Consider the following 24,222-nt stretch of genomic DNA (forward strand, 5'->3'; position numbering starts at 1 on the left):
ATGGTATTCAAAACAAAAAACCAAAAACAGAAGCAAAACCAAATCGAAGCAATTTAGATCACATTTTTTTAACACAACATCAATTAGTATACGTTAAAAATGAGAGGTGAAACGAGTCGGATAATGAATGGTAATACAGAAAAGAGAGGTAGAATCAGCCGTTCAAAGACGGCCGATAAAATAACGAACTACATTAATACAAAAATGATTATTTTTAAATGTAAATATTACGTTAAATAAAATCACCTTTAGTATTCAGTTTAATAAGGCATTAAGAAGATAAAAACCAACCAAGGTCAGTAAAACCACTATTAATGTATTGCGTATTTTAAGCGCTAATCCTACACATAATAAAGTTCCCCAAAGATAAGGGTTATCTAAAATACCTTTAAATTCGCCTTTTTCTAACAGTACAATTGGCGCACAGATTGCGGTTAATAAACAGGGTGCAGAGTATCCTAAGGCTTGTCTGATCACTGGCGGTAATTTGACAGGTACTGCTGGTTCGAGAAAGAAATAACGCAGCATGAAAATGACCAGTGCCAAAATTAATAATAACGACCATGTCATTTTTGCTCTCCTCTTATTCTTGCAACACAAACCGCGATAAACATACCTGTTAGCCCACCAATAACGACACCACCCTCTATATTTAACCAACTGAAAACAATTGAAAGGCAAAATGAGACAATAACACCAACTAACGTACTAAATGTTTTTATTAACGGGATCACAATTGCCAATAACGTAGCAACAATAGAGAAATCAAGATGATAACGTGATAAATCAGAAACTTGGCTTGCCATAATAATGCCAACAATACTGACCGCTACCCAGGCTAAATAAAAACATAATCCTGCACCGATCATATAAGCAGGTGTTAGTTTCACTTTAGGTTGTGCTGACACTGCAAAAAGCTCATCCGTTAATAAAAAACCTATCGTAATGCGTTGATACCATTTTAAATGAGCAACATGAGGGCGTAAGGTTAAACCATATAAAAGGTGTTGGGCGGTAATAAAAAAGACAGAAACAATAATGGTTAGCATCCCTGCTCCAGAAACAACTAACCCTAATGTTACTAATTGCGCCGCACCTGCAAAAACAATGGCAGACATTCCGACACTTTGTGCAAAGGTTAATCCTGCATCCACAGCCATTGAACCTGCGAGTATTCCCCAAGGGATCACCGCAAGGCATAAAGGCAAAACATGTAAAGCGCCTAAACCAAAGGCACGCATAGTTTGCTTATCTTCAGTGTTATTTTTGATTTTTTCCATTTATCTGTCTTCACGTCTAATACATTAATTCTATAGAGAATGATTATCAGTCAGTAAAGATAAATGGGATTGTATAAAATTGCTCTTTTAATTTTTTATTACAACAAGGGGGATTTTAAAGAGGAAGATAATCGAAGCCCTTTTAAATAGTTTCCCGGTGTAACACCAATAGCGTTTTTAAAATGACGATGGAAATGGCTTTGATCTGAAAAACCACAACGTTGTGTTACATCAGTAAGTGTATGACCTAAAGAGAGTAACTGCCTTGCTTTACGAATTCGGGCTTGAATAAGCCAAGCATGAGGGGTCATACCTATTTCTTTTTTAAACTGACGTAAAAAGTGCCATGGACTTAAATTCACCATTTCAGCTAACGTGTTGAGTGAAAACTCATTTTCAGGTGTGTCATTCATTAATTCACTCACCCACTGTAACCGTTGCCCTATAGCACTTAATGGTTTTTCTTGGGTTCTTGTTTTGCTATAACGCAAAATCAACATTGCCATTGTTGAAAGCAATAGCGATTCTTTTAAAAGATAATTATTAGGTTGTTCCAGTAATGAAAAAAGTAATAAAAGTTGCTGACTTAAACCAGGATCGTGAATAACAGCATCAGGAAACCAAGGCGTGGCACCCTGCTCTTGTTGTAGATCACGCGTTAATGTTTGCAGATATTCTGGTGTGGGATAAATAGCTTGATAAGCCCAACCAGATTCAACCGCAGAGGAGCCGGTATGAACTTCATCTGCATTAACAATAATGATGTCTCCTTTAGGAGCGATATGTTCACTTCCTGTGCGATAAAACTGCTGTGCGCCATCATCAATTACACCAATACAGAAGCCTTCATGGGTATGGCGAGAGAAAGTTTGGTGTAAATATTCAGCTTGCAGATAAGCAAGGCTATTCAGCTCAGGAAGGTGGATAAGTTTAGCCTGCTCTTGGCGCATTGAATATTGACTCCATCAACAGTAAAAATCATCAGCTTGTATCATAAACACTATACTGATGATTGCATAAAATTGCTCAGTCTTACTCATGTCGTTGATGAATTTTTGCTGGAACAAAAATTTGATGAATTTCTAAGTTTGTCTGGTTTATTAATCCCATGACCAGTCGGAAACAGTGTGATGCTAATTCAGGATTATTTTGTGCAATAGTATCTATTGGTATTGATAATGAATCATACAAATAGTGATCATCAAAACCGGCTAAATAGACTTCATTTTGCATAATTTTATTTTGACTTAGATAGCGCAACACGCCATCCAATAAGCCACAAGCAGAAGTAAAAACAAACTTAGGCGATCGTCCTAGCGATGCACACAAAGAGCCAAACATTTCATAACCTGAACTTGGGTGATAATGCCCATGTATGATCCACTCTGATTTTAGATTGATTTGTGCTTGTGAAAGCCCTTGGGTGAAACCTAAAAGACGATCTTTAGTTGGTGAAAGCGTTGATTGCCCACCAAGGAAATAAAACTCATCAATACCTTTTGTCGAAGCAATTTCTGCAATAATTTGTTGTGTTGCCGTTATTGAATCGGTGACAACAAAAGGTAATGTTGTTCCTTCAAAATACCGGTCAAATAACACAACAGGTATTTGTTTACTTAAACGTTGATATTCAAAATCACTTTGTAAACAAGAAGCCACAATCAAACCATCTATTTGACGTGATAATAGATGTTCTATTGCCAGCGTTTCTTGAGCCGCATTTTCATCAGTACAAGAAATAAGTAATTGAATACCTGCTTCTCTGCATAATATTTCTAGTTCATACGCCACAGAAGCAAAACCATAGTTAGTAATATCAGGAATAACCAACCCTAATGCATAACTACGATTATCACGTAAAGAGCGAGCATGAATATTAGGCTGATACTGATATTGTTCAGCAATAGCCGTAATACGTGCGATAGTATCATCAGATACACGCATCTCTTTACCACGGCCATTTAATACTAAACTTGCCGTTGTTTTTGAAACGCTCGCTAATTTTGCAATATCGGTGATCGTGATACGTTTTTGTTTTTTCACTATTATTCTACTTAATGTCACATTCGCTAAACTTAAACTGTTTTATTGTTTATATAATTGGATCTAACTGAGTAATGCATTCTTTAATGGCCAAGTTGTGAGGTTTATTGTGTCTTTTCCCAAGAAACAAATAGTCTGTTTTTCTAAAGGGAAAAAACGGCTACTCATCACACCGGCTCCGCCATTAAAGAAAATCTCTACACTGGAGCTATCACATAATATTTGAAGATGTTTTATATCACCAGACCAGAAACGTGATTGCCACTCCCCATTTTTAACACTACGGCGTTTTAACACGGCTTGATCATCTTCAATGAATAAAGCAAGAGTATCAGAAAAATAAATAGTAAGAGAGCCAAATAGCTCTACTTCAAATTCAAACGAAAATCCGCTGATATCTGGCGCATCATCAGCAATACCCTGCCAATATGCTGGCTTTTGTCTTAATTGCTGTAACTCTTTTACGGGTTGTTGATAAAGCTTCCCTTCTTTTATATGTAATTCGCGAGGGCAAGTCATTTGGTGAATCCAGCCATTAGCAATAGTCGGTTGATACATCTCTTCACCATCAGGAACTCCCATCCAACCAAATAATAAACGTCTGCCATTCACTAATGTTGTTTGAGGTGCGTAAAACTCAAAACCTGCATCTAGTTCGACTAAATCACCATGCTGAAATTGCAATGTTGAATAATCAAAATCCCCGATTAAATAGGCACTAGAATGCGAATTTAAAAATCGTTGTTGTTCTCTTTTTATCCCTTGGGGGCATGTTAATAAAATAAAGCGATCATCTAGTTCAAAGAGATCTGGGCATTCCCACATATAACCCGCATCAGCTAACCCGCCTAAATAACTTCCCGCTAACTCGCCGACTAATTGCCATTGATATAAGTGAGATGCACGATAGAGTAAAACTTTACCCTGTTTATCTAAGTTCTGCGCGCCTAATACCATGTACCAGACATCATTATATTGCCAAATCTTCGGATCACGGACATGACCACTATAGCCTTCAGGAAGCCCTAATACAGGCCCTAACTTATCAAAACTTCCCTGTTGATTTTTAACGGCTAAACATTGCCATGCTGTACGTGAGCCATCCTCAAATTTGACATTACCGGTATAGCAAAGAGTTAATTTCCCTTGGTAGATCACGGCACTACCAGAATAACAGCCATCTTTGTCATAAAATTCATCAGGTAGTAAAGCAATAGGTTGATGCTGCCAAGTAATCAAATCCTTTGAGCGCCAATGACCCCAACATTTATGTTTATGCTCACAAGACAAAGGGTTCCATTGATAAAACAGATGATAATATTCACCATCAAAACAAAATCCATTGGGATCATTTAATAACCCAGTTACTGGCGCTAAATGCCAATGTGGATAATATTTATCTTTTATGGCTTTAGCGCTATTACGCATGACCGATTGTAAAATCGCAGATAACCCTTCGTTTGTGTTCATTTATGCAGACTCCACTTTGTATTTCAGCAAAAGAGAGATAACAAACGCAGTCACAAAGGCAATCACAAGGCCAATAATATAGTTCATAATTGAACCTGCTTGCACGATTGCAATACCCGGAATAGCAGTCAACCCTACGGCTGTCATATAAACATGCGAGCCTACAACCCAAGCACCGCCAGCTGCACCACCAATTAACGCAGCAATAAAAGGTTTTCCATAACGTAAATTAATCCCGAAAATTGCCGCTTCAGTGATACCTAACATAGCGGAAAAACCAGATGGGATTGTGATTGCTTTAATTTTTGCATCATTAGTTTTAAACCAAACGGCTATACAAGCACCACCTTGAGCAATATTTGCCATTGCCCAAATCGGCAATAAAAAGTTAACCCCAATATTAGGGTTACCTAATAAACCCGCTTCGACAGCATGAAAACTGTGGTGAATACCCGTAATAACAATCACAGAATAAAGGCCACCAAAAATCAGCCCTGCTATCCAACCCGCTTGTGTAATTAAGGTACTTAATAATAGTGAAATACCATCACCTAAAAGGCGACCAACAGGCCCTATAACTAATAACGCCACAAAGCCCGAAATAATAACGGTTAAAAATGGCGTGATAATTAAATCGAGAGCATTAGGAACAACTTTACGTAATTGTTTTTCCAAGACACTCATAAACCAAACGGCAAGCAAGACTGGAAAAACAGTACCTTGATAACCAATCATTGCCACCTCTAACCCAAAGAAGTTCATGGTGTTAAAACCAGCGGCAACGCCCCATGCGTTAGTTAATGCAGGATGCGTTAAAATTCCACCTAATGTAGCGCCAAGATAAGGATTTCCGCCAAACTCTTTTGCCGCAGTAAAACCAATCAAAATAGGCAAAATAATAAATGCCGCAGAGCTACACATATCTAACATGATATAGAGTGCATTATCAGGGCTCACCCACTGGTTAGTTTTCATTAACCCAAGTAACCCCATTAATAAACCCGATGCCACAATGGCAGGGATAATAGGTACAAAAATATTAGAAAGCAGTCTAGCTATTCGCTGAAATGGGTTAAGCTTTTTGGCTGCAATATTTGCCGCTTCAGATTTACTTGATTCACCAATACCCGCCGCAGCAATAAAGGCAGCATGCACTTTATTAACTAAGCCAGTACCAAAAATTACCTGAATTTGCCCCGCATTACTAAAACACCCTTTTACACCTTCTAATTTATTGATTGCCTCTTTATCAGCTTTAGTGTCATCGACTAATACAAGTCTTAAACGAGTAGCACAATGCGCCGCACTGGCAATGTTTTCAGCACCTCCCAATAAAGGTACTAGTTGGCGAGCAATATTCTCAATATTCATCATAGCCTCGGTAAGTCTTACTTCGTTTATAAACCAATCATTAATAGCAGCCATAAAAACTAAAACGGTTTAGCTAATAACCTGATTAAATAAAAACCTATCTCGAATGGCAATAAATATACGAATAAAAGCGCTTTATTTGTGATCTAAACGACAAAAAAGACACATAGACAGTCTTAATTAGATAATAAAAAGGAAATTAAAATAACCTAATAGCTAAACAAATTATTTTTTATTTAGCTAAACAAATTAATATAATGTTAAATAATTTTATTTGAGAAAAAAATATTCCATTCATTAATTTTATTGGCAAATTATCCAGTCAAATCTGATAGATAGTGCATTATTATTTCGTCTATTCTCTGTTATCAGTAACATTATAATACTTTATTAATCGTTATATATTTTATTATATAACACTGTCAATCATTTGATTAAATTTAACTAATACAAAAACTTAAGTTAACCTAAAAAACTGGTAACGCTTGTAATAAATCACTTTTCTTTGATGTAAAGCAACTACAACTTTTAGAAAATACGTAATATCCACATTAACAGTTGGGTTTTATTACCTACGTTAAAGTGCTTATTTTTTAACAACAATAACAATAATTATTTCTATAAGCTTGTTGGCTTCTTTTTTCTTAAAAATATAAATAATCAAGTGAGTAATGTATGAAAAACATCAAAGAGATGGCGTTACTTTCCACTCCCTTATCTCGCCGTCGTTTTGTAAAAACAGGTGCAGCGAGTGGTTTAGCAATAACTGCAGGGGGATTATCTCTCCCCTTTAATCAAGCCATCGCCACAGAGACAAAACCGACAACGAATAGCGAAAAAGTGGTGTGGAGTGCCTGTACAGTAAACTGTGGTAGTCGGTGTCCATTACGTATGCATGTTGTTGATGGTGAAATTAAATATGTAGAAACCGACAATACGGGTAATGATATCTACGAAGAATTACACCAAGTTCGTGCCTGTTTACGTGGTCGCTCAATGCGTCGGCGTGTTTACAACCCTGACCGTTTACGCTACCCAATGAAACGTGTGGGTAAGCGTGGTGAAGGTAAATTTGAACGTATTTCATGGGATGAAGCCTTTGATACGATTTCAGATACCATGAAACGTTTGATTAAAGATTATGGTAATGAATCTATTTATTTGAACTACGGCACAGGTACTTTAGGTGGCACGATGACGAAGTCATGGCCACCAGGAGCAACATTAATTGCTCGTTTAATGAATTGTTGTGGTGGTTATCTTAATCACTACGGTGATTACAGTACGGCACAAATTGCGGCTGGCTTAAATTACACCTATGGTGGTTGGGCAGATGGTAATAGCCCTTCAGATATTGAAAACACCAAACTGGTTGTAATGTTTGGTAATAATCCAGGTGAAACACGGATGAGTGGTGGCGGTGTCACCTATTACGTTGAACAAGCCCGTGAGAAATCTGATGCACGAATGATTATCATCGATCCGCGTTATACCGATACGGGTGCAGGTCGTGAAGATGAGTGGATCCCTATTCGCCCAGGAACGGATGCAGCATTAGTCAATGCCTTAGCGTATGTCATGATCAAAGAAGACTTAGTTGATAAGCCTTTCCTAGATAAATATTGCGTAGGTTACGATGAAACCACTCTACCTGAAGGTGCGCCAAAAAATGGGCACTATAAAGCCTATATTTTAGGTGACGGCGCTGACGGTCAACCTAAAACACCAGAATGGGCAGCGCAAATTACAGGTATTCCCGCTTCACGTATTGTGAAATTGGCTCGTGAAATTGCAACAGCAAAACCAGCTTATATTACACAAGGATGGGGGCCTCAACGCCGTTCTAACGGTGAACTCGCTTCTCGTGCTATTGCGATGCTCTCTATTTTGACCGGTAATGTGGGAATTAACGGCGGTAATACTGGTGCTCGCGAAGGCTCTTACAGCATTCCTTTTGTTCGTATGCCTACGTTCACTAACCCTGTCACCACCAGCATTTCCATGTTTATGTGGACGGATGCAATCTTACGTGGCCCAGAAATGACAGCAACTCGTGATGGTGTTCGTGGTAAAGACAAACTTGATGTGCCTATTAAAATGGTATGGAACTACGCAGGTAACTGTTTAGTTAACCAACATTCTGAAATCAATCGTACTCACGATATTTTGCAAGACGATAAAAAATGCGAAATGATTGTGGTGATCGATAACCATATGACAGCATCTGCTAAATATGCCGATATTCTACTTCCTGATTGCACTGCATCAGAACAGATGGATTTCTGTATGGATGCATCGGCGGGTAATATGGCGTATGTAATTTTTGCAGATCAAGCAATAAAACCTCGCTTTGAAAGCCGTAATATCTATGAAATGACCAGCGAAATTGCAAAACGCATGGGTGTAGGTGAAAAATTCACTGAAAATCGTACTCAAGAAGAATGGTTACGTCACCTTTACGAACAATCTCGTCAAAACTTACCTGAACTTCCCACTTTTGAAGAGTTCCGTACTCAAGGGATCTTCAAAAAACGCGACCCTGAAGGCCATCATGTTGCTTATCGTAAATTCCGTGATGATCCTGAAAACAACCCATTAACGACACCATCAGGCAAAATTGAGATTTATTCTTCTCAACTTGCTGACATTAAAGCGACATGGGAACTTGCATCTGACGATGTCATTGATCCACTGCCGATTTATTCTGCTGGTTTTGAAAGCTATGGTGATCCGGCAATGGAAAAATATCCATTACAAATGACGGGTTTCCACTATAAATCACGTACTCACTCAACTTATGGCAACGTAGATGTTTTAAAAGCCGCATGTCCACAAGAAATATGGATAAACCCTGTTGATGCATCAAAACGAGGCATTAAACACGGTGATTTAGTACGTATTTATAACGATCGTGGTGAAGTTAGGATCAACGCAAAAGTGACACCTCGCATTTTACCCGGTGTAGTCGGTTTAAGTGAAGGTGCTTGGTATAACCCAGATAGTAACCGCATTGATCACGCAGGTAGCATTAACGTGTTAACGACACAACGCCCTTCGCCACTTGCCAAGGGTAATCCTTCTCACAGTAATCTTGTTGAAGTCGTCAAGGCGTAAGGAGTCTGGTTATGTCAACGCAATATGGTTTTTACATTGATTCAAGTCGTTGCACCGGCTGCAAAACCTGTGAACTGGCGTGCAAGGATTTTAAAAATTTATCCCCTGAAGTCAATTTCCGTCGGATCTATGAATATGCAGGTGGCGATTGGACTGAACAAGACGGCGTTTATACACAAAATATTTTTGCCTATTACTTATCCATTTCGTGTAACCACTGTGACGATCCTGCTTGTGCAAAAGTTTGCCCAAGTGGTGCAATGCATAAACGTGAAGATGGCTTTGTTGTCGTTAATGAAGATATTTGTATCGGTTGTCGTTATTGTCACATGGCATGTCCTTATGGCGCACCACAATTTGATGAAGTTAAAGGTCATATGACCAAATGTGACGGTTGTTATGAGCGTGTAGCTGAAGGCAAAAAACCGATTTGTGTTGAGTCTTGTCCACTACGTGCATTAGATATGGCACCGATTGAAGAATTACGTGCTAAATATGGTGATTTAGCTGAAATCGCCCCACTTCCTTCAGCAAAATATACCAAGCCAAATATTGTCCTTAAATTAAATGCCAATAGCCGTCCTGTGGGTGATACCACCGGTCATCTGGCAAACCCAGAGGAGGTGTAAGATGGTGGGATTGCATGAATGGCCACTGATGTTCTTTACTGTTATCGGTCAAAGTGTTGCTGGCGCATTTATTATCATGGGATGCGCTATTCTTTCGGGGAAGCTTTCTCCTGAAATGAACAGAAAAGTACATTACAGCATGTTTGGTCTTTGGGTATTAATGGGTATTGGTTTCTTATTATCCATGATGCATATGGGAACCCCATTACGCGCATTTAACTCATTACTTCGTCTGGGTCACTCATCATTAAGTAATGAAATTGCCAGCGGTTCAATTTTCTTTGCTCTGGGTGGGATCTACTGGTTACTGGCTGTACTTAATAAGATGCCGGCAGCATTGGGCAAATTATGGGTCGCCCTTGTGATAGTATTAGCTGCATTATTTATTACAGCAATATCTCGCGTATACCAAATTGATACCGTTCCAACATGGTATAACAGCTACACTACATTTAATTTTGTGCTAACCGCCTTTATCTGTGGCCCTATTTTAGCGGCACTTTTACTGCGTATTGCGGGTTTTAACCTCAATTGTGTCAGTGCATTGCCATTATTAAGTGTTATCGCAATTGTTGTGAGTGCTATTGTGGCAACATCACAAGGCTTTGAATTAAGCTCTATTCAAACTTCTGTACAAAAAGCAGTAGATTTAGTCCCTAACTATGGTGCTTTAATGGGAATTAAATTAGTAGCTTTAGTTTTAGGCTTAAGTTGCTGGATTGCACCACTTCTGCGTAAAAATAACCCTTCTGTTGCTTTATTAGCATTGGGCTTTATTTTAGTGTTTGCCGGTGAGTTTATCGGACGCGGTGTGTTCTATGGTTTACATATGACTGTCGGTATGGCTGTGGTTGGTTAATTAAAAACACTGCCTTTAAACCGCTGTAATAATTAAAAAGCCCATACTTTTTATCTGTTATGGCGGTTTTCCTTTTATAATGCGGTATCACTCTTTTTTAATCTTCGTCATTATGTTTAGATAGAAAATCGCATATAGTAAAGACAATAAATCTAAGCGGATTATAAAAATATTATGGAACAACAACTTATTACTGACATTTCTCTTACTGCCCGTATTTTAGGTGCGGCATTTTATTATGCACCCACTGAAAAAAATGACATTGTCGAACTGCTGTCGAGCCCAAAGTGGATTGATGAATGGCCGTATGGCAGTGAGGAAGAGAAGCAACGTATTGCAAGTCTACTTTCACAAACCTCATTAAATGAAGAAACTTTAGCACAAGCTTATCAGCGTTTATTTGTCGGCCCTTACGCACTTCCAGCACCTCCTTGGGGCTCAGTCTATCTTGATCATGAAAATGTATTATTTGGTAATTCAACATTAGATTTACGTGAATGGATGCTAGAAAATGGCATTGATATTGCGTTAACTCAAAATGAGCCTGAAGATCACTTTGGATTAATGGTAATGATGGTGGCATGGATTGCAGAAACTCGCCCTGAAAAGCTCAATGAGTTATTAGCAGAACACCTTCTGCCATGGGCTTATCGTTATTTAGAAAAGTTATCTTTACAAGGGGCCTTCCCTTATTATGAAGGTTTAGCCATGTTGGCGACGTTAACGCTCAAAAGTTGGCAATCGCAGTTAAATGTGACCCCTGCTGAAAAACAATTATTTTGTTGATTAATCATCAATAGTAAAAATAAAAAGTCCTAAAAGTATCTGATCTTATGCTGTTACTTCAATTCTCGCTTTTAGGGCTTTTATTTATAGAAAACTTAGCATCTTTAAGATTGCTGTGACCAATACTGATAAAGTTCAGGTTGCATTTCATTCTCAGCTTTTATCTGTACAAATTGAAGGCCTTCTTGTTGCTCTGGCTCCTTTCTTAATGCTTTAGCAATACGGGCTGTCGATAGTCCGTAAGGCTCTGCATCCTCATTAGAATAAGCATAAAAAATTTTAGAGATCCCCGCCATACGCATTGCGGCAAGACACATTGGGCAAGGTTGTCCACTGGCATAAATAATACAGTCATCTAATTTTGTTCGCCCTAATACTTTACCTGCTTCTCGTAATGCTAATAATTCAGCATGGGCAGTGGGATCATTTGTCGTTACTATTTGATTAACAGCACTTGCAATCACTTGATCATTATTCACAATAACCGCACCAAATGGCCTTCCCCCCACTTTCACATTATCCATTGCAAGCGATATAGCTTGTTGTATAAATTGATTATCTGACATTATTTTGCCCCCGCTTTTTCAAGTATATTAACGATGTTTGTATAGCCTTTATCTTTAGCTAAAGTTAATGGTGTGTAGCCAGAGCCATCGGCAAGGTTAACGTTAGCTCCGCCTTTAATAAGTAAAGTCACAATCTCTTCATATTTTTGGCTACCATCACCTAAAATAATAGCTTCGATTAAAGCCGTCCAACCTAAACGATTAATATGATCAACATCCACACCAGCATCAATCAATGTTTTTACTGTTTTTACATGACCTCGCTCTGAAGCAGGAATTAATGCTGTTCCACCATAACGATTAACACTTTTAAGCGAGGCACCATGCGATAACGTTAATTCTAAGATCTCCTGTAAACCTCTAGCACCTGAATAAAGATATGGTGAATCATGAATAGCATCACGGGCATTAACATCTGCGCCATGCTCAATCAGATATTTTGCAACCTCAATTTGGTTGGCATGTGTGGCCGCCATTAGCGGTGTGCGTAACTTTAGATCACGTTGTTCAATATCTGCACCTTGTTCTATCTGACGTTTTAATTCAGATAAATTTCCCTCTTGTGCCAGTGTAACTAGGTATGCCTTATCAGAATTTGCCATCGCTTTAACCATGAAGATAGATGAAATTATTAATAAGCTTAAGAAGTATAAAAACCATTTGGCCTTTAGATAGAGAGTATTCATTCAATATCCCCTAGAGAGTGCTAATTTCTATTCACTTAATTAGCATATTATTTGAACCTAACTTAGATCTAACAAAGGCATGACATTATTTCAACCAATCAAGGAGTCAATAGATCACCTATCTGCCATTTTTATACTTTTTTTACACTTCACCTATCTCTTTTATCAACATCTTTACAGACCTTTAAGTACGCTCTCTTAATCTAAATAGTAAAAGGATCATTCTGATGGTGATATTCGGTGCTGTGACATTAGTTGTTTTGCTCACTGCTTATCTTATTTATGTGTTATTTCATGCAGAGGCATTTTAAAAATGGCAATAACAGCGTTGATATATATTGCTGTTTTTCTTATTACACTATTTGTAATGGGAAAAATGCTTGGACATTATTTAGCTCGCCTGATTGAAGGTGATTTACCTCATTGGGTTACTCAAACTGAACATGTCATTTGGCGTTGCTGTGGTTTTAAACCCGCAGGTAAATCTATTCAGCCTATGAGCGGGTATCAGTATATGCTCGCTCTGCTTATTTTTAATTTAATGGGGGCAATTCTATTATTTGTCATACTGCTTAACCAAGGCTATTTACCGTTAAATCCCCAATTTGCCCCTAATATGAACTGGGATTTAGCACTAAATACAACTATTAGCTTTATTACAAATACTAACTGGCAAGCTTATAGCGGTGAAACTGCTGTCAGTTATTTGAGCCAAATGATGGGGCTTGCAGTACAAAACTTTTTATCTGCCACAACGGGAATTGCGGTAGCTTTTGTTTTAATTAGAGCATTAACACAATCTTCTTGTTCTTCTTTAGGGAATGCTTGGGTCGATATTGGGCGTATTACATTATATGTCTTACTACCTTTAGCGATTATCTGGTCTCTGTTATTTGTCAGCCAAGGCGTGATACAAAACTTTCAACCTGCGCTATTCAGTCAAGGTCTTAATGGTCAACAACAATGGTTGCCAATGGGGCCAGTTGCTTCTCAAGAAGCAATTAAGTTATTAGGCACAAATGGCGGTGGTTTTTTTGCGGCAAACTCTGCACATCCTTATGAAAATCCAACTTCATTAAGTAACTTCTTACAAATACTCGCTATTTTTCTTATTCCTACTGCCTTATGTTTTGCTTTTGGTCGTTTAAGTGGAGTTCAGCGCCAAGGCTACACCTTACTTTGGGCAATGACGCTGATTTTTATCGTTGCCGTTGGTGTTATTACTTGGGCTGAATGGCAAGGAAATCCAGAATTTATACTCGCAGGTACCAATAGCTCACTGAATTTTGAAGGAAAAGAAACACGATTTGGAATAATTGGTAGCGCCATTTTTGTTGCTGTCACAACGGCCGCTTCTTGTGGTGCCGTTAATGCAATGCATGATTCATTAACGGCATTAGGTGGCATGGTGCCAATGTGGTTAATGCAAACAGGTGAAGTGGTTTTTGGCGGTGTAGGCTCAGGATTTTATGGCATGATCCTTTATGTATTATTAGCTGTATTTATCGCTGGCTTAATGGTTGGTCGTGCACCGGAATATCTCGGTAAAAAGATTGGTGTTGCCGAAATGAAATGGGTAGCCATTGCCATTTTAATCTCTCCAGCCGTTGTTTTATTAGGTACTACCCTTGCGTTATTTACTGATGTTGGTCGTGAAGCCATTTTAAACCCAGGCCCTCATGGCTTTAGCGAAGTGTTATATGCTTTTACTTCTGCTGCGAATAATAACGGTAGTGCCTTTGCCGGGCTCAATGTCAATTCACCTTTTTATAATCTGTCATTAGGTATCGCAATGCTCATTGGTCGCTTTGGTGTCATGTTACCTGTTTTTGCTATTGCGGGTAGTTTAGCGGTGAAAAAACGTCAACCAGAAAGCTTGGCGACACTCTCTACCACTTCACCACTGTTTATTTTTTTATTGATCCTCACGGTATTAATGATCGGTGCTTTGACTTTTGTTCCGGCATTAGCACTTGGCCCTATTGCAGAACATTTACAGCTGTTTTGGGCTAAATAAGGAAACCTATCATGAAAACAACCCAACTTTTTGACAGAAAAACAATAATGTCGGCTTTCTTTGATGCAATAAAAAAATGCACACCTCAAGCACAATGGCGTAACCCCGTTATGTTTATTGTTTATGTAGGTGCGCTTTTAACTACCGGAATTTGGATTGCTTCGCTATTAGCATATCTCCCTAGTGATAATCATTTTACTTCACAAGTGATGTTTTGGTTATGGGTGACATTGTTATTTGCCAATTTTGCTGAATCATTAGCAGAAAGCCGAAGCAAAGCACAAGCAGCTAGTTTACGTGGTGCGAAACAACAATCCAAAGCAGTGCGTTTGCATCACGCTGACATCAATGCACCGAAAGAAACCGTTGATTCTTTTTCATTACATAAAGGTGATATTGTTTTAGTCAACGCGGGTGAAGTTATTCCTTGTGATGGCGAAGTAATTGAAGGTGGTGCTTCAGTTGATGAAAGTGCTATTACGGGTGAGTCCGCACCGGTGATCCGTGAATCAGGTGGTGATTTTTCTTCTGTCACTGGTGGTACTCGTGTGTTATCCGATTGGTTGATCATTCGTTGTACTGCAGAAGCGGGGAATTCATTTCTCGATCGCATGATTGGAATGGTTGAAGGCGCTAAACGCAGAAAAACACCAAATGAAGTGGCTTTAACTATTTTATTAACAGCACTCACACTTATTTTCTTATTAGCCTGCATCACCCTTTACCCGTTCAGTGTTTTCGCTGTCGAATTTCAAGTCCATGGCGACGTTATTTCAGTAGTAACCTTGATTGCTTTGTTAGTATGTCTGATCCCTACCACGATAGGTGGGTTGCTTTCATCGATTGGTGTTGCAGGTATGAGCCGAATGCTAGATGCAAATGTTATCGCAACTAGTGGCCGTGCTGTTGAAGCTGCTGGCGATGTTGACGTTTTACTTCTTGATAAAACAGGCACAATTACTCTCGGTAATCGTCAAGCTTCTCGTTTTATCCCTCTTTCGGGTATTAGCGAAAAACAGCTTGCTGATGCAGCACAGTTAAGCTCGCTTGCAGATGAAACACCTGAGGGCAGAAGCATTGTGATCCTCGCTAAACAACGTTTTAATTTGCGCGAACGCGATTTAGCATCCATTGGGGCATCTTTTATTCCCTTCTCTGCAATGACACGAATGAGTGGAGTCAATATTGGGGAGCGATTGATCCGCAAAGGTTCTGTTGATGCTATTCGTCGTCATATTGAAGTTAGTCACGGTCATTTTCCTGATGAAGTCACCGCTATAGTCGAGCAAGTAGCAAGAGCTGGTGGAACACCACTAGTGGTCGTTGAAAATCAGAAAATTTTAGGTGTGGTTGAACTTAAAGATATTGTGAAAGGCGGTATTAAAGAACGTTTTGCCCAACTTCGCCAAATGGGGATAAAAACCGTCATGATCACCGGTGATAATCATCTTACGGCAGCAGCTATCGCAGCAGAATCTGGTGTTGATGACTTCCTCGCAGAAGCAACACCAGAGGCAAAATTAGCATTAATTCGTCAATACCAATCAGAAGGTCGATTAGTCGCAATGACGGGTGATGGTACTAATGATGCCCCTGCATTAGCACAAGCCGATGTTGCTGTTGCGATGAACTCAGGTACTCAAGCCGCTAAAGAAGCAGGCAATATGGTTGATTTAGACTCTAATCCAACAAAATTAATCGAAGTTGTGCATATTGGCAAACAAATGCTAATGACACGAGGTGCGTTAACTACTTTTAGTATTTCCAATGATATTGCTAAATATTTTGCCATTATTCCAGCAGCCTTTGCCGTCACTTATCCTCAACTCAATATGCTTAATGTGATGAACTTGCATTCACCCGTATCGGCAATGCTATCTGCGGTTATTTTTAATGCCTTAATTATTGTTTTCTTGATCCCACTTGCACTTAAAGGTGTGAATTACCGTCCAGTATCAGCACATGTATTACTTCGTCGTAATCTTTCCTTATACGGGATCAGCGGTCTATTAGTACCATTTATTGGCATTAAAGTTATCGATATGATTTTAGCGCTTATTGGGTTTTAAGGAGTTATATATGCCTCTATTTCGTTCATCATTAGTAATGTTATTATTACTTACACTAATAACTGGGCTGGCCTATCCTCTTTTAGTAACGGGACTAGCTAACTTAATATTCCCATGGCAAGCGAAGGGTTCTCTTATTTATCAAGATGACACGCTCATTGGCTCTGAATTAATTGGTCAACAATTTAATCGAACCGATTATTTTAAAAGCCGACCTTCAATGACAACAGAAAGGCCTTATAACAGTATGGCATCAGGTGCTAGCCAATTGGCAGTTTCTAATCCTTTATTACTAAATGAAGTCGTAAAACGTGTTCAAATATGGCAAAAAAACGTTGGTAATCATCATATAGTACCCGTGGATTTAGTAACTGCATCAGGAAGTGGGCTTGATCCGCATATTTCATTACAAGCAGCCTATTACCAAGTTGAAAATATTGCACAGTTACGTCAACTTTCAAAAAATGAACTAGAACAATTAATAAAAAACAACACGATATCTCCATTAATGTCATTTATGGGAGAGCCTGTTGTGAATGTATTTATGCTGAATCAAGCACTTGATAAATTAAGTGCTGAAAAACAACAGAAAGCGAGTATTCAATAGAATGGAACACGATCAACAATGGCAACGCCCTTCTCCTGATGATTTACTCGCTTCAACGCGAACAACAACTCGTGGGCGTTTAAAAATATTTTTTGGTGCTTGTGCTGGCGTAGGGAAAACCTACGCCATGTTGCAAGAAGCTCAACGCCTCCACCAGCAAGGTATAGATATTCTTGTGGGCGTGGTTGAAACACATCAACGCCAAGAAACAGCAGCATTATTAAGTGGATTGCCGGTATTGCCACCACAACGTATTCATTATCATGGTAGAAAATTAACGGCATTTGATTTAGATGCCGCTTTAGCAAGGCACCCTGCGGTGATCTTAATGGATGAATTGGCATTTAGTAATCCCCATAAATGCCGACATCCTAAACGCTGGCAAGATATTGAAGAGTTATTGGATGCGGGTATTGATGTTCTTGCTACGATAAATGTACAACACATTGAAAGTCTTAATGATATTGTTGGTAGTATTACGGGTATTCGAGTTCAAGAAACCATCCCTGACTATATTTTTGATAGTGCCGATGAAGTGGTTATGGTGGATTTGCCACCTGACGATTTACAACAGCGATTACACGAAGGCAAAGTGTATATTGCAGGACAAGCCGAGCGTGCAATAGAACACTTTTTTCGTAAAGGTAATTTAATTGCCTTGCGTGAATTAGCTTTACGCCGTATGGCCGATCGTGTTGATACACAAGTTAAAGAATTTCGTGATAGTCAAGGAACAGCCCCAGTCTGGCACACTACAGATAGTTTAATGGTTTGCCTGGGGGCTCATGGTGGTAATGATAAATTAGTTCGTACAGCGGCACGTTATGCTGCTGCTTTTGGTTGCCAATGGCATGCCATTTATGTTGAAACACCTAAACTTCACCAAATTGGAGAACATAAACGCCGAGCAATTTTACATTCATTAAAGCTAGCCCAACATCTTGGTGCAAGAACCGCGATCCTCTCCGACAATCATGCAGAAAAAGCGGTGATCCGTTATGCCAGAGAGCATAATTTAGGAAAAGTCATTATTGGACAGCGCGCTTATCAAAAGTGGCAGTGGCTAAAACGTTGGATACGTATGCGTTTTGCTGAAAAATTAGCGCGATACGCTCCCGATCTCCATGTTATCAGCGTTGCACTTAGTGATGAGGAGCTTCGTTACAAAACTAAAATACCACAACTGCAAAATGATAAATGGCGACAAAATCTGAAAGGTTATCTCACAGCCATTGGATTATGTTTAGTAATAACCTTATTTTCTCGTACTTTTCTATTAGCGCTTGATAAGGCCAATTTAGTCACACTCTATTTATTGGGTGTTGTATTAATCGCGCTCTTTTTTGGCCGCCGCCCTTCCATTTTTGCCGCATTAATTAATGTTATTAGCTTTGACCTATTCTTTGTACAGCCTCACTTTTCTCTCGCTGTCTTAGATATGCAGTATTTAATTACATTCACTGTAATGCTTATTGTTGGGCTAGTAGTGGGAAATTTAACCGCAGGTATGCGTTACCAAACACGAGTTGCACGTTATCGAGAACAACGCACTCGCCATTTATTTGAAATGACCAGAGAACTTAGTCGCGCTGTAACTTTACAAGAAATTGCTCAGACAAGTTATCATTTTCTATCAAGTGCATTTGACGCCAAAGTTTGTTTACTTATTCCCAATAAACAAGACGAATTAACTCCTTTTCATGCTCAAGGAATGGGGCATTTACCTCTTGATAATGCAATTGCGCGTTGGTGTTATGACAAAGATCAGATCGCTGGTGCAGGCACTGATACGCTTCCAAGTGTACCTTATCAATTACACCCTATTACGGCATCTCAACAAGTTTTAGCTATTTTAGCCATTGAACCCAATAATCTTCGCCAGCTACTTATTCCTGAACAACAACAGTTATTACAAACGTTTAATGGACTGATTGCCAATGCACTTGAGCGATTACAGCAGGCAGAAATGGCCGAACAATCACGAATTAATATAGAACGAGAACAATTACGAAATGCCCTCTTAGCGGCTCTTTCTCATGATTTAAAAACCCCTCTTACTGTGCTTTTTGGTCAATCTGAGATTTTACTTCTAGATTTAAGTGCCGAAGGTTCATCACACACTGAGCAAGTGAACCAAATTCGACAACAAATTCTCACAACTTCACGATTAGTCAATAATTTACTGGATATGGCTCGGATCCAATCAGGTGGATTCCATGTCAATTTACAATGGAACTCACTACAAGAAATTACAGGAAGTGCCATTCGTTCACTCTCTTATTTACTAGATAAACATCCATTACAAATTGATATTTCAGCCGATCTATTGCTTTATTGTGATAGCAATTTAATTGAACGAGTTATCACTAATTTGCTAGAAAATGCAGTTAAATACACAGCATCAAACACGAAGTTAGGCATAAAAGCCTACACAGAAGAAACAAAAATTCATGTTGAAATTTGGGATGAAGGTCATGGTATTCCCAGTGATCAGCTACAGCTTATTTTCAATAAATTTTCACGCGCAGTAAAAGAATCAGCTATTCCTGGAGTTGGATTAGGTTTAGCGATTTGCAATGCGATTATTCGCTTACATGAAGGTGAAATTTGGGCTGAAAACAATAAAAAAGGTGGAGCAAGTTTCCACTTTGTTTTACCTTTAAAATCACTCCCTGATATTGATGAGATTGAAATAAAACAGTGACTCCATATAACATTTTAATTGTTGAAGATGAAAAAGAGATCTTACGCTTTGTTCGGCTAGCATTAGAGAACGAAGGTTTTCGTGTTTATGAGGCCTCTGAATGTCAACGAGGATTAATTGAAGCGGCATCAAGAAAACCTGATTTGGTTATTCTTGATCTCGGTTTACCAGATAAAGACGGACTCTGTTTTATTCAAGATTTTCGCCAATGGAGTAGTACGCCGGTAATCGTCCTTTCTGCAAGAGATGGTGAACAAGATAAAGTAAACGCACTTGATGCTGGAGCTGATGATTATCTAACGAAACCTTTTGGCATTAGTGAACTACTTGCCAGAGTAAGGGCTTCACTACGTCGTTTTGTAAAGCAAGAAACTGAAAACACACAATTTACCTTTGGTGATATTACTATCGATTGGGTTAATCGTATTGTCACACGCCAAAATGAACAGGTTCATTTGACACCAACAGAATTTCGCTTACTGAGTGAACTAGTTAATAACAGTGGTAAAGTGCTTACTCAACGACATTTAATGCAACATGTTTGGGGGCCTAATTTTGTCGAGCATAGCCATTATTTACGTATTTATATGGGGCATTTGCGTCAAAAATTAGAAACCGATCCCACATGTCCTGTACACTTAATAACAGAAACAGGGATCGGTTATCGATTTATGCCATGACTGACACTATTAGAGGATGGGTAAAGTTAATCTATTAATTAGTTTTCTTGTTTATATAAAATATACATACCTAATCCCCGTAAGATCTCACCAGACCAAAAACCATAGAACATACCATTATCGCTCCCGACTCTTACAGCTGGGGACCAACTCCCATTCATGGGACTTGTTGGAGACACAATTTGATAATGTTCAATAAGTTCAGTAACTGATTTTTCAATAATCCAATTTAATTTACTGTTTTTACACCCAGACATTGCTGCAAAACAAAGGCCACATAGCCACAATCCTGTCATATGACCGACAAAATCTCGCTTTTCTGGTGGTGGAGAATCCGCAGGAAATTCGCAAGGGAATCCACCTACTTTTTCGAAAAAATGAATAAGATAAGCAACCCAATTATTTGTAAATTGAATAAGATTTTCAGGAATATTTTTTTCACATAAGGCTAATTCATACCACGCTCTAGCTGCTGAAGCAAAAGCCCTAGGTTGATAACCTGCCCAAGCATCACTCCCCCAATGATTAAAAATAAAGGTATCTGCCTCACCATACTCAATGTTATCCCAGCGATCCCAAATATAGGCCATAGCAACAGGTCCTTTCACCTTAAACTTCTCTTCATAAGCCTTTTGGGCATCAAACAAAAACTGACACATATTTTCTAAATGAGTTTGTGCATTTTCTTCATGGATATAAATAAAAGGATGTTGATAGCCAGGATAAGGTAATCCACGCCATGAATCGAATTGAGAGGAATCTTTTGTAGAATTATTGGAAAAAGGAATAATTCCGGGGGTATAAGCGAGTTTATTGAGATCGTTATAGCTAATATCACAATCACCAATAAGTCCTTCAAAACTATCATCACCTGATAGGGTTATTGAAAATTTATGCGTCCAACCATTAAGATCATTAAAATGAATGGGAATATCGTTAAAGCAATACCAAGTAAGTTCGGAGCTATTCTCTTTTTCAGCTTCATTTATAGCAAGAGTAACGCTAGATACGGCTTGTAATTTTGGATACTTAGGCTTAATTTCGCCATCTGAGTAATAAGGTTGATAAGTCGTTAATTCAAGAGATTCAGGTGTTAGCTGAATAGTAGACCATTTGCCTCCTGTTACAGGTAATGTCCAGTGCCAGCGCCAAAATTCAGCATCATAAATAATGATTTCCCATTTATTTCTATTCAATTTATACGTAAATGATGTCGGAACCGTTTTTTCTTCTTCTGTTAACCAAAAACCCACCATCATTTTACTGCTATTTTTAAGTTCCACATGTTGTACAACAGCTGAACGACCATCAACAACATTATCCTCAAACTCAAATGAAGTTTTGATATCTTCACCCAGTTCAACATACCCTACATCATTAACAGTAAGGTATTCAATATCTTCATCTTTTTGAATAAACGAACTCACACTGAATTCATATTTTATTACGTTATTATTTGTATAAGTATGAGGTAGTGACAAAAACCAATTTTTCACAACATGACTGTTCTTTTGCGGAATAATACCCATATTAATTCTGACGTTTAATGGGGCTTTATTTTTATCCACTCCTCCTACATTAATGATTATTTTAGAGTTTTTATCAATTTTCTTAGAAATACTTTGCTGCTCTAAAGTCACCGTAGCATTTCCATCCGTTTTTATTCTGATAAATCCCTGTTTATTCCTATCAAGAGTAATCTGGCGATTTTTGGGATAATGATATTCATAGGAGATCCCGTCAGTAAACGGACTTAATTCAGTAGTAGATTGTCTAAAGAACTTATCATTAGAATCAATATTTGCATATCTCATGCACATTAATGCGCTATTTCGCCAAGCTAACCAATAACGGTGTTCATTCGTTATTTTCCATAATGTATAACTTGCCTCTAAAAACCACTCTTCTGCATCAGCAGCATTCCCATAGTTCTGTTTATCAATAATAGGGATATTAAGAGGTCTATTATGCCATGCCATATTTCGTTTTATCAGAAAGCCACCTTTCTCTACAGGTTGAATATTTGCATGACACAATTTCCATAATCCATTAATTGGCGATGCCATTTTTACATAGCCTTTGGGTTCAATCGCATTTTCTTCTAATACATAACCTTGCTTATCAATTTTTCGTCCGTATAAATCAATCAACCATGCTAATTCAACGGATTCACCCTTTTTACTCCAATTAATACTTCCATCATTATTAATTCCGACAACTCTGGCATTTATATTTGAATAAGATAATACTCCACGATAGGCTTGTGTCACTATATCAAGATATTCTCCCCAATAAGGCGTGCCATGGGGTATTTGACATATACCATCAACAAACATAATTTCAGTATCAATAAATCCTGAATTAGTCGGTTCATCAAAATTAATTGGCCAATTAGATAACGTGGGCTCTTTACCATTAATAATCCATTGGCTTAACCATCTATTATGAGGAGGGTCGGGAATTGTTTGATCTTGATAGAAATATTTAATATAGGCATCAAAGCACCAAATTGCTTTATCTAACCAATATTTATCCTTTGTTGCCTTATATACATAAAGATAACCCAATATTTGTAAAGATTGACCTTCTGTTGTTGCATCTCCATTAGGCTGTGATTCTAAACGTGTATATCCTATTGTGTGTCTATTATTTGATAAAACACCATCAAGATTAAAGACAAAATGTTGTTTATTTCTATCCATTGTTAAACCGGTATTATTATCTAAGAATCGTTGATGACCAAATAACAAATTATATATAGACATTAAATTATCATTCTGATACATGCATACCTCCCCCAATAAATCGCCCCATCCATTTCCCGTTAAGTGCAATAAACTGGATCATATCAATAGCATTTTCATCCCATGACAATAGAGGTTTACGACCTAAAGGCCATAATACACCATCAACAAAAGTCACTTGATTTGCACCTGAACCTTGAGTGATATGAAGTAAAATTTGGGAGCCGGATGTCGCTGTAGGAAGTTGAATAAAAGTCATCGGTTCATTAAGTGTTGTGGTGTACCAAGCATTTATAGAGTGAGGTAAATATAATTTATCTCTAATTGGCTTAATATCCATTATATCTATACCAATTTGTTCTTCTTTATTAAATTTACTTTCTCTTGTTGCAACTTTAAATATTCTTATTATCTTCATAAAACCAACCTTATTTTAAATATTTTTAAAACAATCAATAAAAATATATTAATTTCATTATTTTGATAATGGGTAAGGTTATTTACTAATGAGTTTTACTTAATGTCTTACCTTAAATATACTATTTACTCTTGTAAATATTAATTATTAAAACCCCATAATTAAGTAAAAACACCAAG

The 24,222-nt window shown here is 38.1% G+C and carries 19 protein-coding genes; 9 read left to right on the forward strand and 10 right to left on the reverse strand.

All coding sequences use genetic code 11. The features are described 5' to 3' along the window. Window positions 1-255 precede the first annotated feature (255 nt). The 6 genes from LG402_RS10230 to LG402_RS10255 form a co-directional block, all read right to left on the reverse strand. Window positions 256-570: an AzlD domain-containing protein gene (locus LG402_RS10230; protein ID WP_166541182.1), complete on the reverse strand. Its 315-nt coding sequence runs from the start codon at window positions 568-570 to the stop codon at window positions 256-258. Further along, complete coding sequence (locus LG402_RS10235; RefSeq protein WP_227336904.1) at window positions 567-1,280, reverse strand: AzlC family ABC transporter permease; 714 nt, start codon at window positions 1,278-1,280, stop codon at window positions 567-569. Before LG402_RS10235 ends, LG402_RS10230 begins: the two co-directional genes overlap by 4 nt. A gap of 98 nt (window positions 1,281-1,378) precedes the next feature. Beyond that, a complete protein-coding gene (locus LG402_RS10240; protein WP_109408170.1) occupies window positions 1,379-2,230 on the reverse strand; it encodes an AraC family transcriptional regulator in 852 nt (283 codons plus the stop codon). An 82-nt stretch (window positions 2,231-2,312) separates the two neighbouring features. Next, window positions 2,313-3,326, reverse strand: coding sequence for a LacI family DNA-binding transcriptional regulator (locus tag LG402_RS10245; RefSeq protein ID WP_227336956.1), 1,014 nt, complete (start codon window positions 3,324-3,326; stop codon window positions 2,313-2,315). Between the two features lie 60 nt (window positions 3,327-3,386). Next, the gene (locus LG402_RS10250; RefSeq protein WP_227336905.1) at window positions 3,387-4,793 is read right to left on the reverse strand and encodes a sucrose-6-phosphate hydrolase; all 1,407 of its coding nucleotides are present in this window, start codon (window positions 4,791-4,793) and stop codon (window positions 3,387-3,389) included. After that, window positions 4,794-6,164 carry a sucrose-specific PTS transporter subunit IIBC gene (locus LG402_RS10255; RefSeq protein ID WP_109402365.1) on the reverse strand — a complete coding sequence of 457 codons (1,371 nt, stop codon included), beginning with the start codon at window positions 6,162-6,164 and terminating at the stop codon, window positions 4,794-4,796. A 675-nt stretch (window positions 6,165-6,839) separates the two neighbouring features. Here LG402_RS10255 and dmsA point away from each other — a divergent pair. From dmsA to dmsD, 4 genes are all read left to right on the forward strand, one after another. After that, window positions 6,840-9,278: a dimethylsulfoxide reductase subunit A gene (gene dmsA / locus LG402_RS10260; RefSeq protein ID WP_166541179.1), complete on the forward strand. Its 2,439-nt coding sequence runs from the start codon at window positions 6,840-6,842 to the stop codon at window positions 9,276-9,278. Between the two features lie 11 nt (window positions 9,279-9,289). Next, window positions 9,290-9,907 (forward strand): DMSO/selenate family reductase complex B subunit, encoded by a 618-nt coding sequence (locus tag LG402_RS10265; protein ID WP_227336906.1) that lies wholly within the window; start codon window positions 9,290-9,292, stop codon window positions 9,905-9,907. 1 nt (window position 9,908) lies between these two features. Then, window positions 9,909-10,766, forward strand: a complete 858-nt coding sequence (locus LG402_RS10270; protein ID WP_166541178.1) for a DmsC/YnfH family molybdoenzyme membrane anchor subunit — start codon at window positions 9,909-9,911, stop codon at window positions 10,764-10,766. Window positions 10,767-10,940: 174 nt separating this feature from the next. After that, complete coding sequence (gene dmsD / locus LG402_RS10275) at window positions 10,941-11,552, forward strand: Tat proofreading chaperone DmsD (RefSeq protein WP_109408165.1); 612 nt, start codon at window positions 10,941-10,943, stop codon at window positions 11,550-11,552. A gap of 104 nt (window positions 11,553-11,656) precedes the next feature. On the opposite strand, the gene LG402_RS10280 is transcribed toward dmsD, so the two are convergent. Both LG402_RS10280 and LG402_RS10285 read right to left on the reverse strand, forming a co-directional pair. Beyond that, on the reverse strand, window positions 11,657-12,118 hold the full coding sequence (locus LG402_RS10280) for a nucleoside deaminase (protein WP_227336907.1): 462 nt from the start codon (window positions 12,116-12,118) through the stop codon (window positions 11,657-11,659). After that, window positions 12,118-12,804 carry an ankyrin repeat domain-containing protein gene (locus LG402_RS10285; RefSeq protein ID WP_319800755.1) on the reverse strand — a complete coding sequence of 229 codons (687 nt, stop codon included), beginning with the start codon at window positions 12,802-12,804 and terminating at the stop codon, window positions 12,118-12,120. Before LG402_RS10285 ends, LG402_RS10280 begins: the two co-directional genes overlap by 1 nt. 313 nt (window positions 12,805-13,117) lie before the next feature. Here LG402_RS10285 and kdpA point away from each other — a divergent pair, with 313 nt between their 5' ends. Genes kdpA through kdpE form a run of 5 tightly spaced genes read left to right on the forward strand, consistent with a single transcriptional unit; the run spans window position 13,118 to window position 20,881 of the window. Further along, on the forward strand, window positions 13,118-14,821 hold the full coding sequence (kdpA, locus tag LG402_RS10290; protein ID WP_227336909.1) for a potassium-transporting ATPase subunit KdpA: 1,704 nt from the start codon (window positions 13,118-13,120) through the stop codon (window positions 14,819-14,821). Between the two features lie 11 nt (window positions 14,822-14,832). Continuing rightward, window positions 14,833-16,890, forward strand: coding sequence for a potassium-transporting ATPase subunit KdpB (kdpB, locus tag LG402_RS10295; protein ID WP_227336910.1), 2,058 nt, complete (start codon window positions 14,833-14,835; stop codon window positions 16,888-16,890). A 10-nt stretch (window positions 16,891-16,900) separates the two neighbouring features. Further along, window positions 16,901-17,497 carry a potassium-transporting ATPase subunit KdpC gene (gene kdpC, locus LG402_RS10300; protein ID WP_166541173.1) on the forward strand — a complete coding sequence of 199 codons (597 nt, stop codon included), beginning with the start codon at window positions 16,901-16,903 and terminating at the stop codon, window positions 17,495-17,497. A 1-nt stretch (window position 17,498) separates the two neighbouring features. Further along, on the forward strand, window positions 17,499-20,201 hold the full coding sequence (gene kdpD, locus LG402_RS10305; protein ID WP_166541172.1) for a two-component system sensor histidine kinase KdpD: 2,703 nt from the start codon (window positions 17,499-17,501) through the stop codon (window positions 20,199-20,201). Next, a complete protein-coding gene (kdpE, locus tag LG402_RS10310; protein WP_166541171.1) occupies window positions 20,198-20,881 on the forward strand; it encodes a two-component system response regulator KdpE in 684 nt (227 codons plus the stop codon). Before kdpD ends, kdpE begins: the two co-directional genes overlap by 4 nt. A gap of 38 nt (window positions 20,882-20,919) precedes the next feature. Here kdpE and LG402_RS10315 read toward each other — a convergent pair whose 3' ends face one another. Together LG402_RS10315 and LG402_RS10320 are read right to left on the reverse strand one after the other, a co-directional pair. Further along, the gene (locus LG402_RS10315) at window positions 20,920-23,667 is read right to left on the reverse strand and encodes a phage tail protein (protein WP_227336911.1); all 2,748 of its coding nucleotides are present in this window, start codon (window positions 23,665-23,667) and stop codon (window positions 20,920-20,922) included. Further along, window positions 23,654-24,043 carry a hypothetical protein gene (locus LG402_RS10320; RefSeq protein WP_166541169.1) on the reverse strand — a complete coding sequence of 130 codons (390 nt, stop codon included), beginning with the start codon at window positions 24,041-24,043 and terminating at the stop codon, window positions 23,654-23,656. The genes LG402_RS10315 and LG402_RS10320 overlap by 14 nt, the downstream gene beginning before the upstream one ends. Window positions 24,044-24,222 lie beyond the last annotated feature (179 nt).

This window comes from Proteus sp. NMG38-2 (assembly GCF_020640995.1).
Classification (GTDB): Bacteria; Pseudomonadota; Gammaproteobacteria; order Enterobacterales; family Enterobacteriaceae; genus Proteus.

What these genes read in the sequence shown, in the direction of transcription:
- LG402_RS10235 (WP_227336904.1), bottom strand. Translation starts at nt 1,280, where the DNA reads ATGGAAAAAATCAAAAATAACACTGAAGATAAGCAAACTATGCGTGCC.
- LG402_RS10240 (WP_109408170.1), bottom strand. Translation starts at nt 2,230, where the DNA reads ATGCGCCAAGAGCAGGCTAAACTTATCCACCTTCCTGAGCTGAATAGC.
- kdpD (WP_166541172.1), top strand. Translation starts at nt 17,499, where the DNA reads ATGGAACACGATCAACAATGGCAACGCCCTTCTCCTGATGATTTACTC.
- LG402_RS10250 (WP_227336905.1), bottom strand. Translation starts at nt 4,793, where the DNA reads ATGAACACAAACGAAGGGTTATCTGCGATTTTACAATCGGTCATGCGT.
- kdpA (WP_227336909.1), top strand. Translation starts at nt 13,118, where the DNA reads ATGGCAATAACAGCGTTGATATATATTGCTGTTTTTCTTATTACACTA.
- LG402_RS10230 (WP_166541182.1), bottom strand. Translation starts at nt 570, where the DNA reads ATGACATGGTCGTTATTATTAATTTTGGCACTGGTCATTTTCATGCTG.
- LG402_RS10285 (WP_319800755.1), bottom strand. Translation starts at nt 12,804, where the DNA reads ATGAATACTCTCTATCTAAAGGCCAAATGGTTTTTATACTTCTTAAGC.
- LG402_RS10265 (WP_227336906.1), top strand. Translation starts at nt 9,290, where the DNA reads ATGTCAACGCAATATGGTTTTTACATTGATTCAAGTCGTTGCACCGGC.
- LG402_RS10280 (WP_227336907.1), bottom strand. Translation starts at nt 12,118, where the DNA reads ATGTCAGATAATCAATTTATACAACAAGCTATATCGCTTGCAATGGAT.
- dmsA (WP_166541179.1), top strand. Translation starts at nt 6,840, where the DNA reads ATGAAAAACATCAAAGAGATGGCGTTACTTTCCACTCCCTTATCTCGC.
- LG402_RS10255 (WP_109402365.1), bottom strand. Translation starts at nt 6,164, where the DNA reads ATGAATATTGAGAATATTGCTCGCCAACTAGTACCTTTATTGGGAGGT.
- LG402_RS10320 (WP_166541169.1), bottom strand. Translation starts at nt 24,043, where the DNA reads ATGAAGATAATAAGAATATTTAAAGTTGCAACAAGAGAAAGTAAATTT.
- kdpB (WP_227336910.1), top strand. Translation starts at nt 14,833, where the DNA reads ATGAAAACAACCCAACTTTTTGACAGAAAAACAATAATGTCGGCTTTC.
- LG402_RS10315 (WP_227336911.1), bottom strand. Translation starts at nt 23,667, where the DNA reads ATGTATCAGAATGATAATTTAATGTCTATATATAATTTGTTATTTGGT.
- dmsD (WP_109408165.1), top strand. Translation starts at nt 10,941, where the DNA reads ATGGAACAACAACTTATTACTGACATTTCTCTTACTGCCCGTATTTTA.
- kdpC (WP_166541173.1), top strand. Translation starts at nt 16,901, where the DNA reads ATGCCTCTATTTCGTTCATCATTAGTAATGTTATTATTACTTACACTA.
- LG402_RS10270 (WP_166541178.1), top strand. Translation starts at nt 9,909, where the DNA reads ATGGTGGGATTGCATGAATGGCCACTGATGTTCTTTACTGTTATCGGT.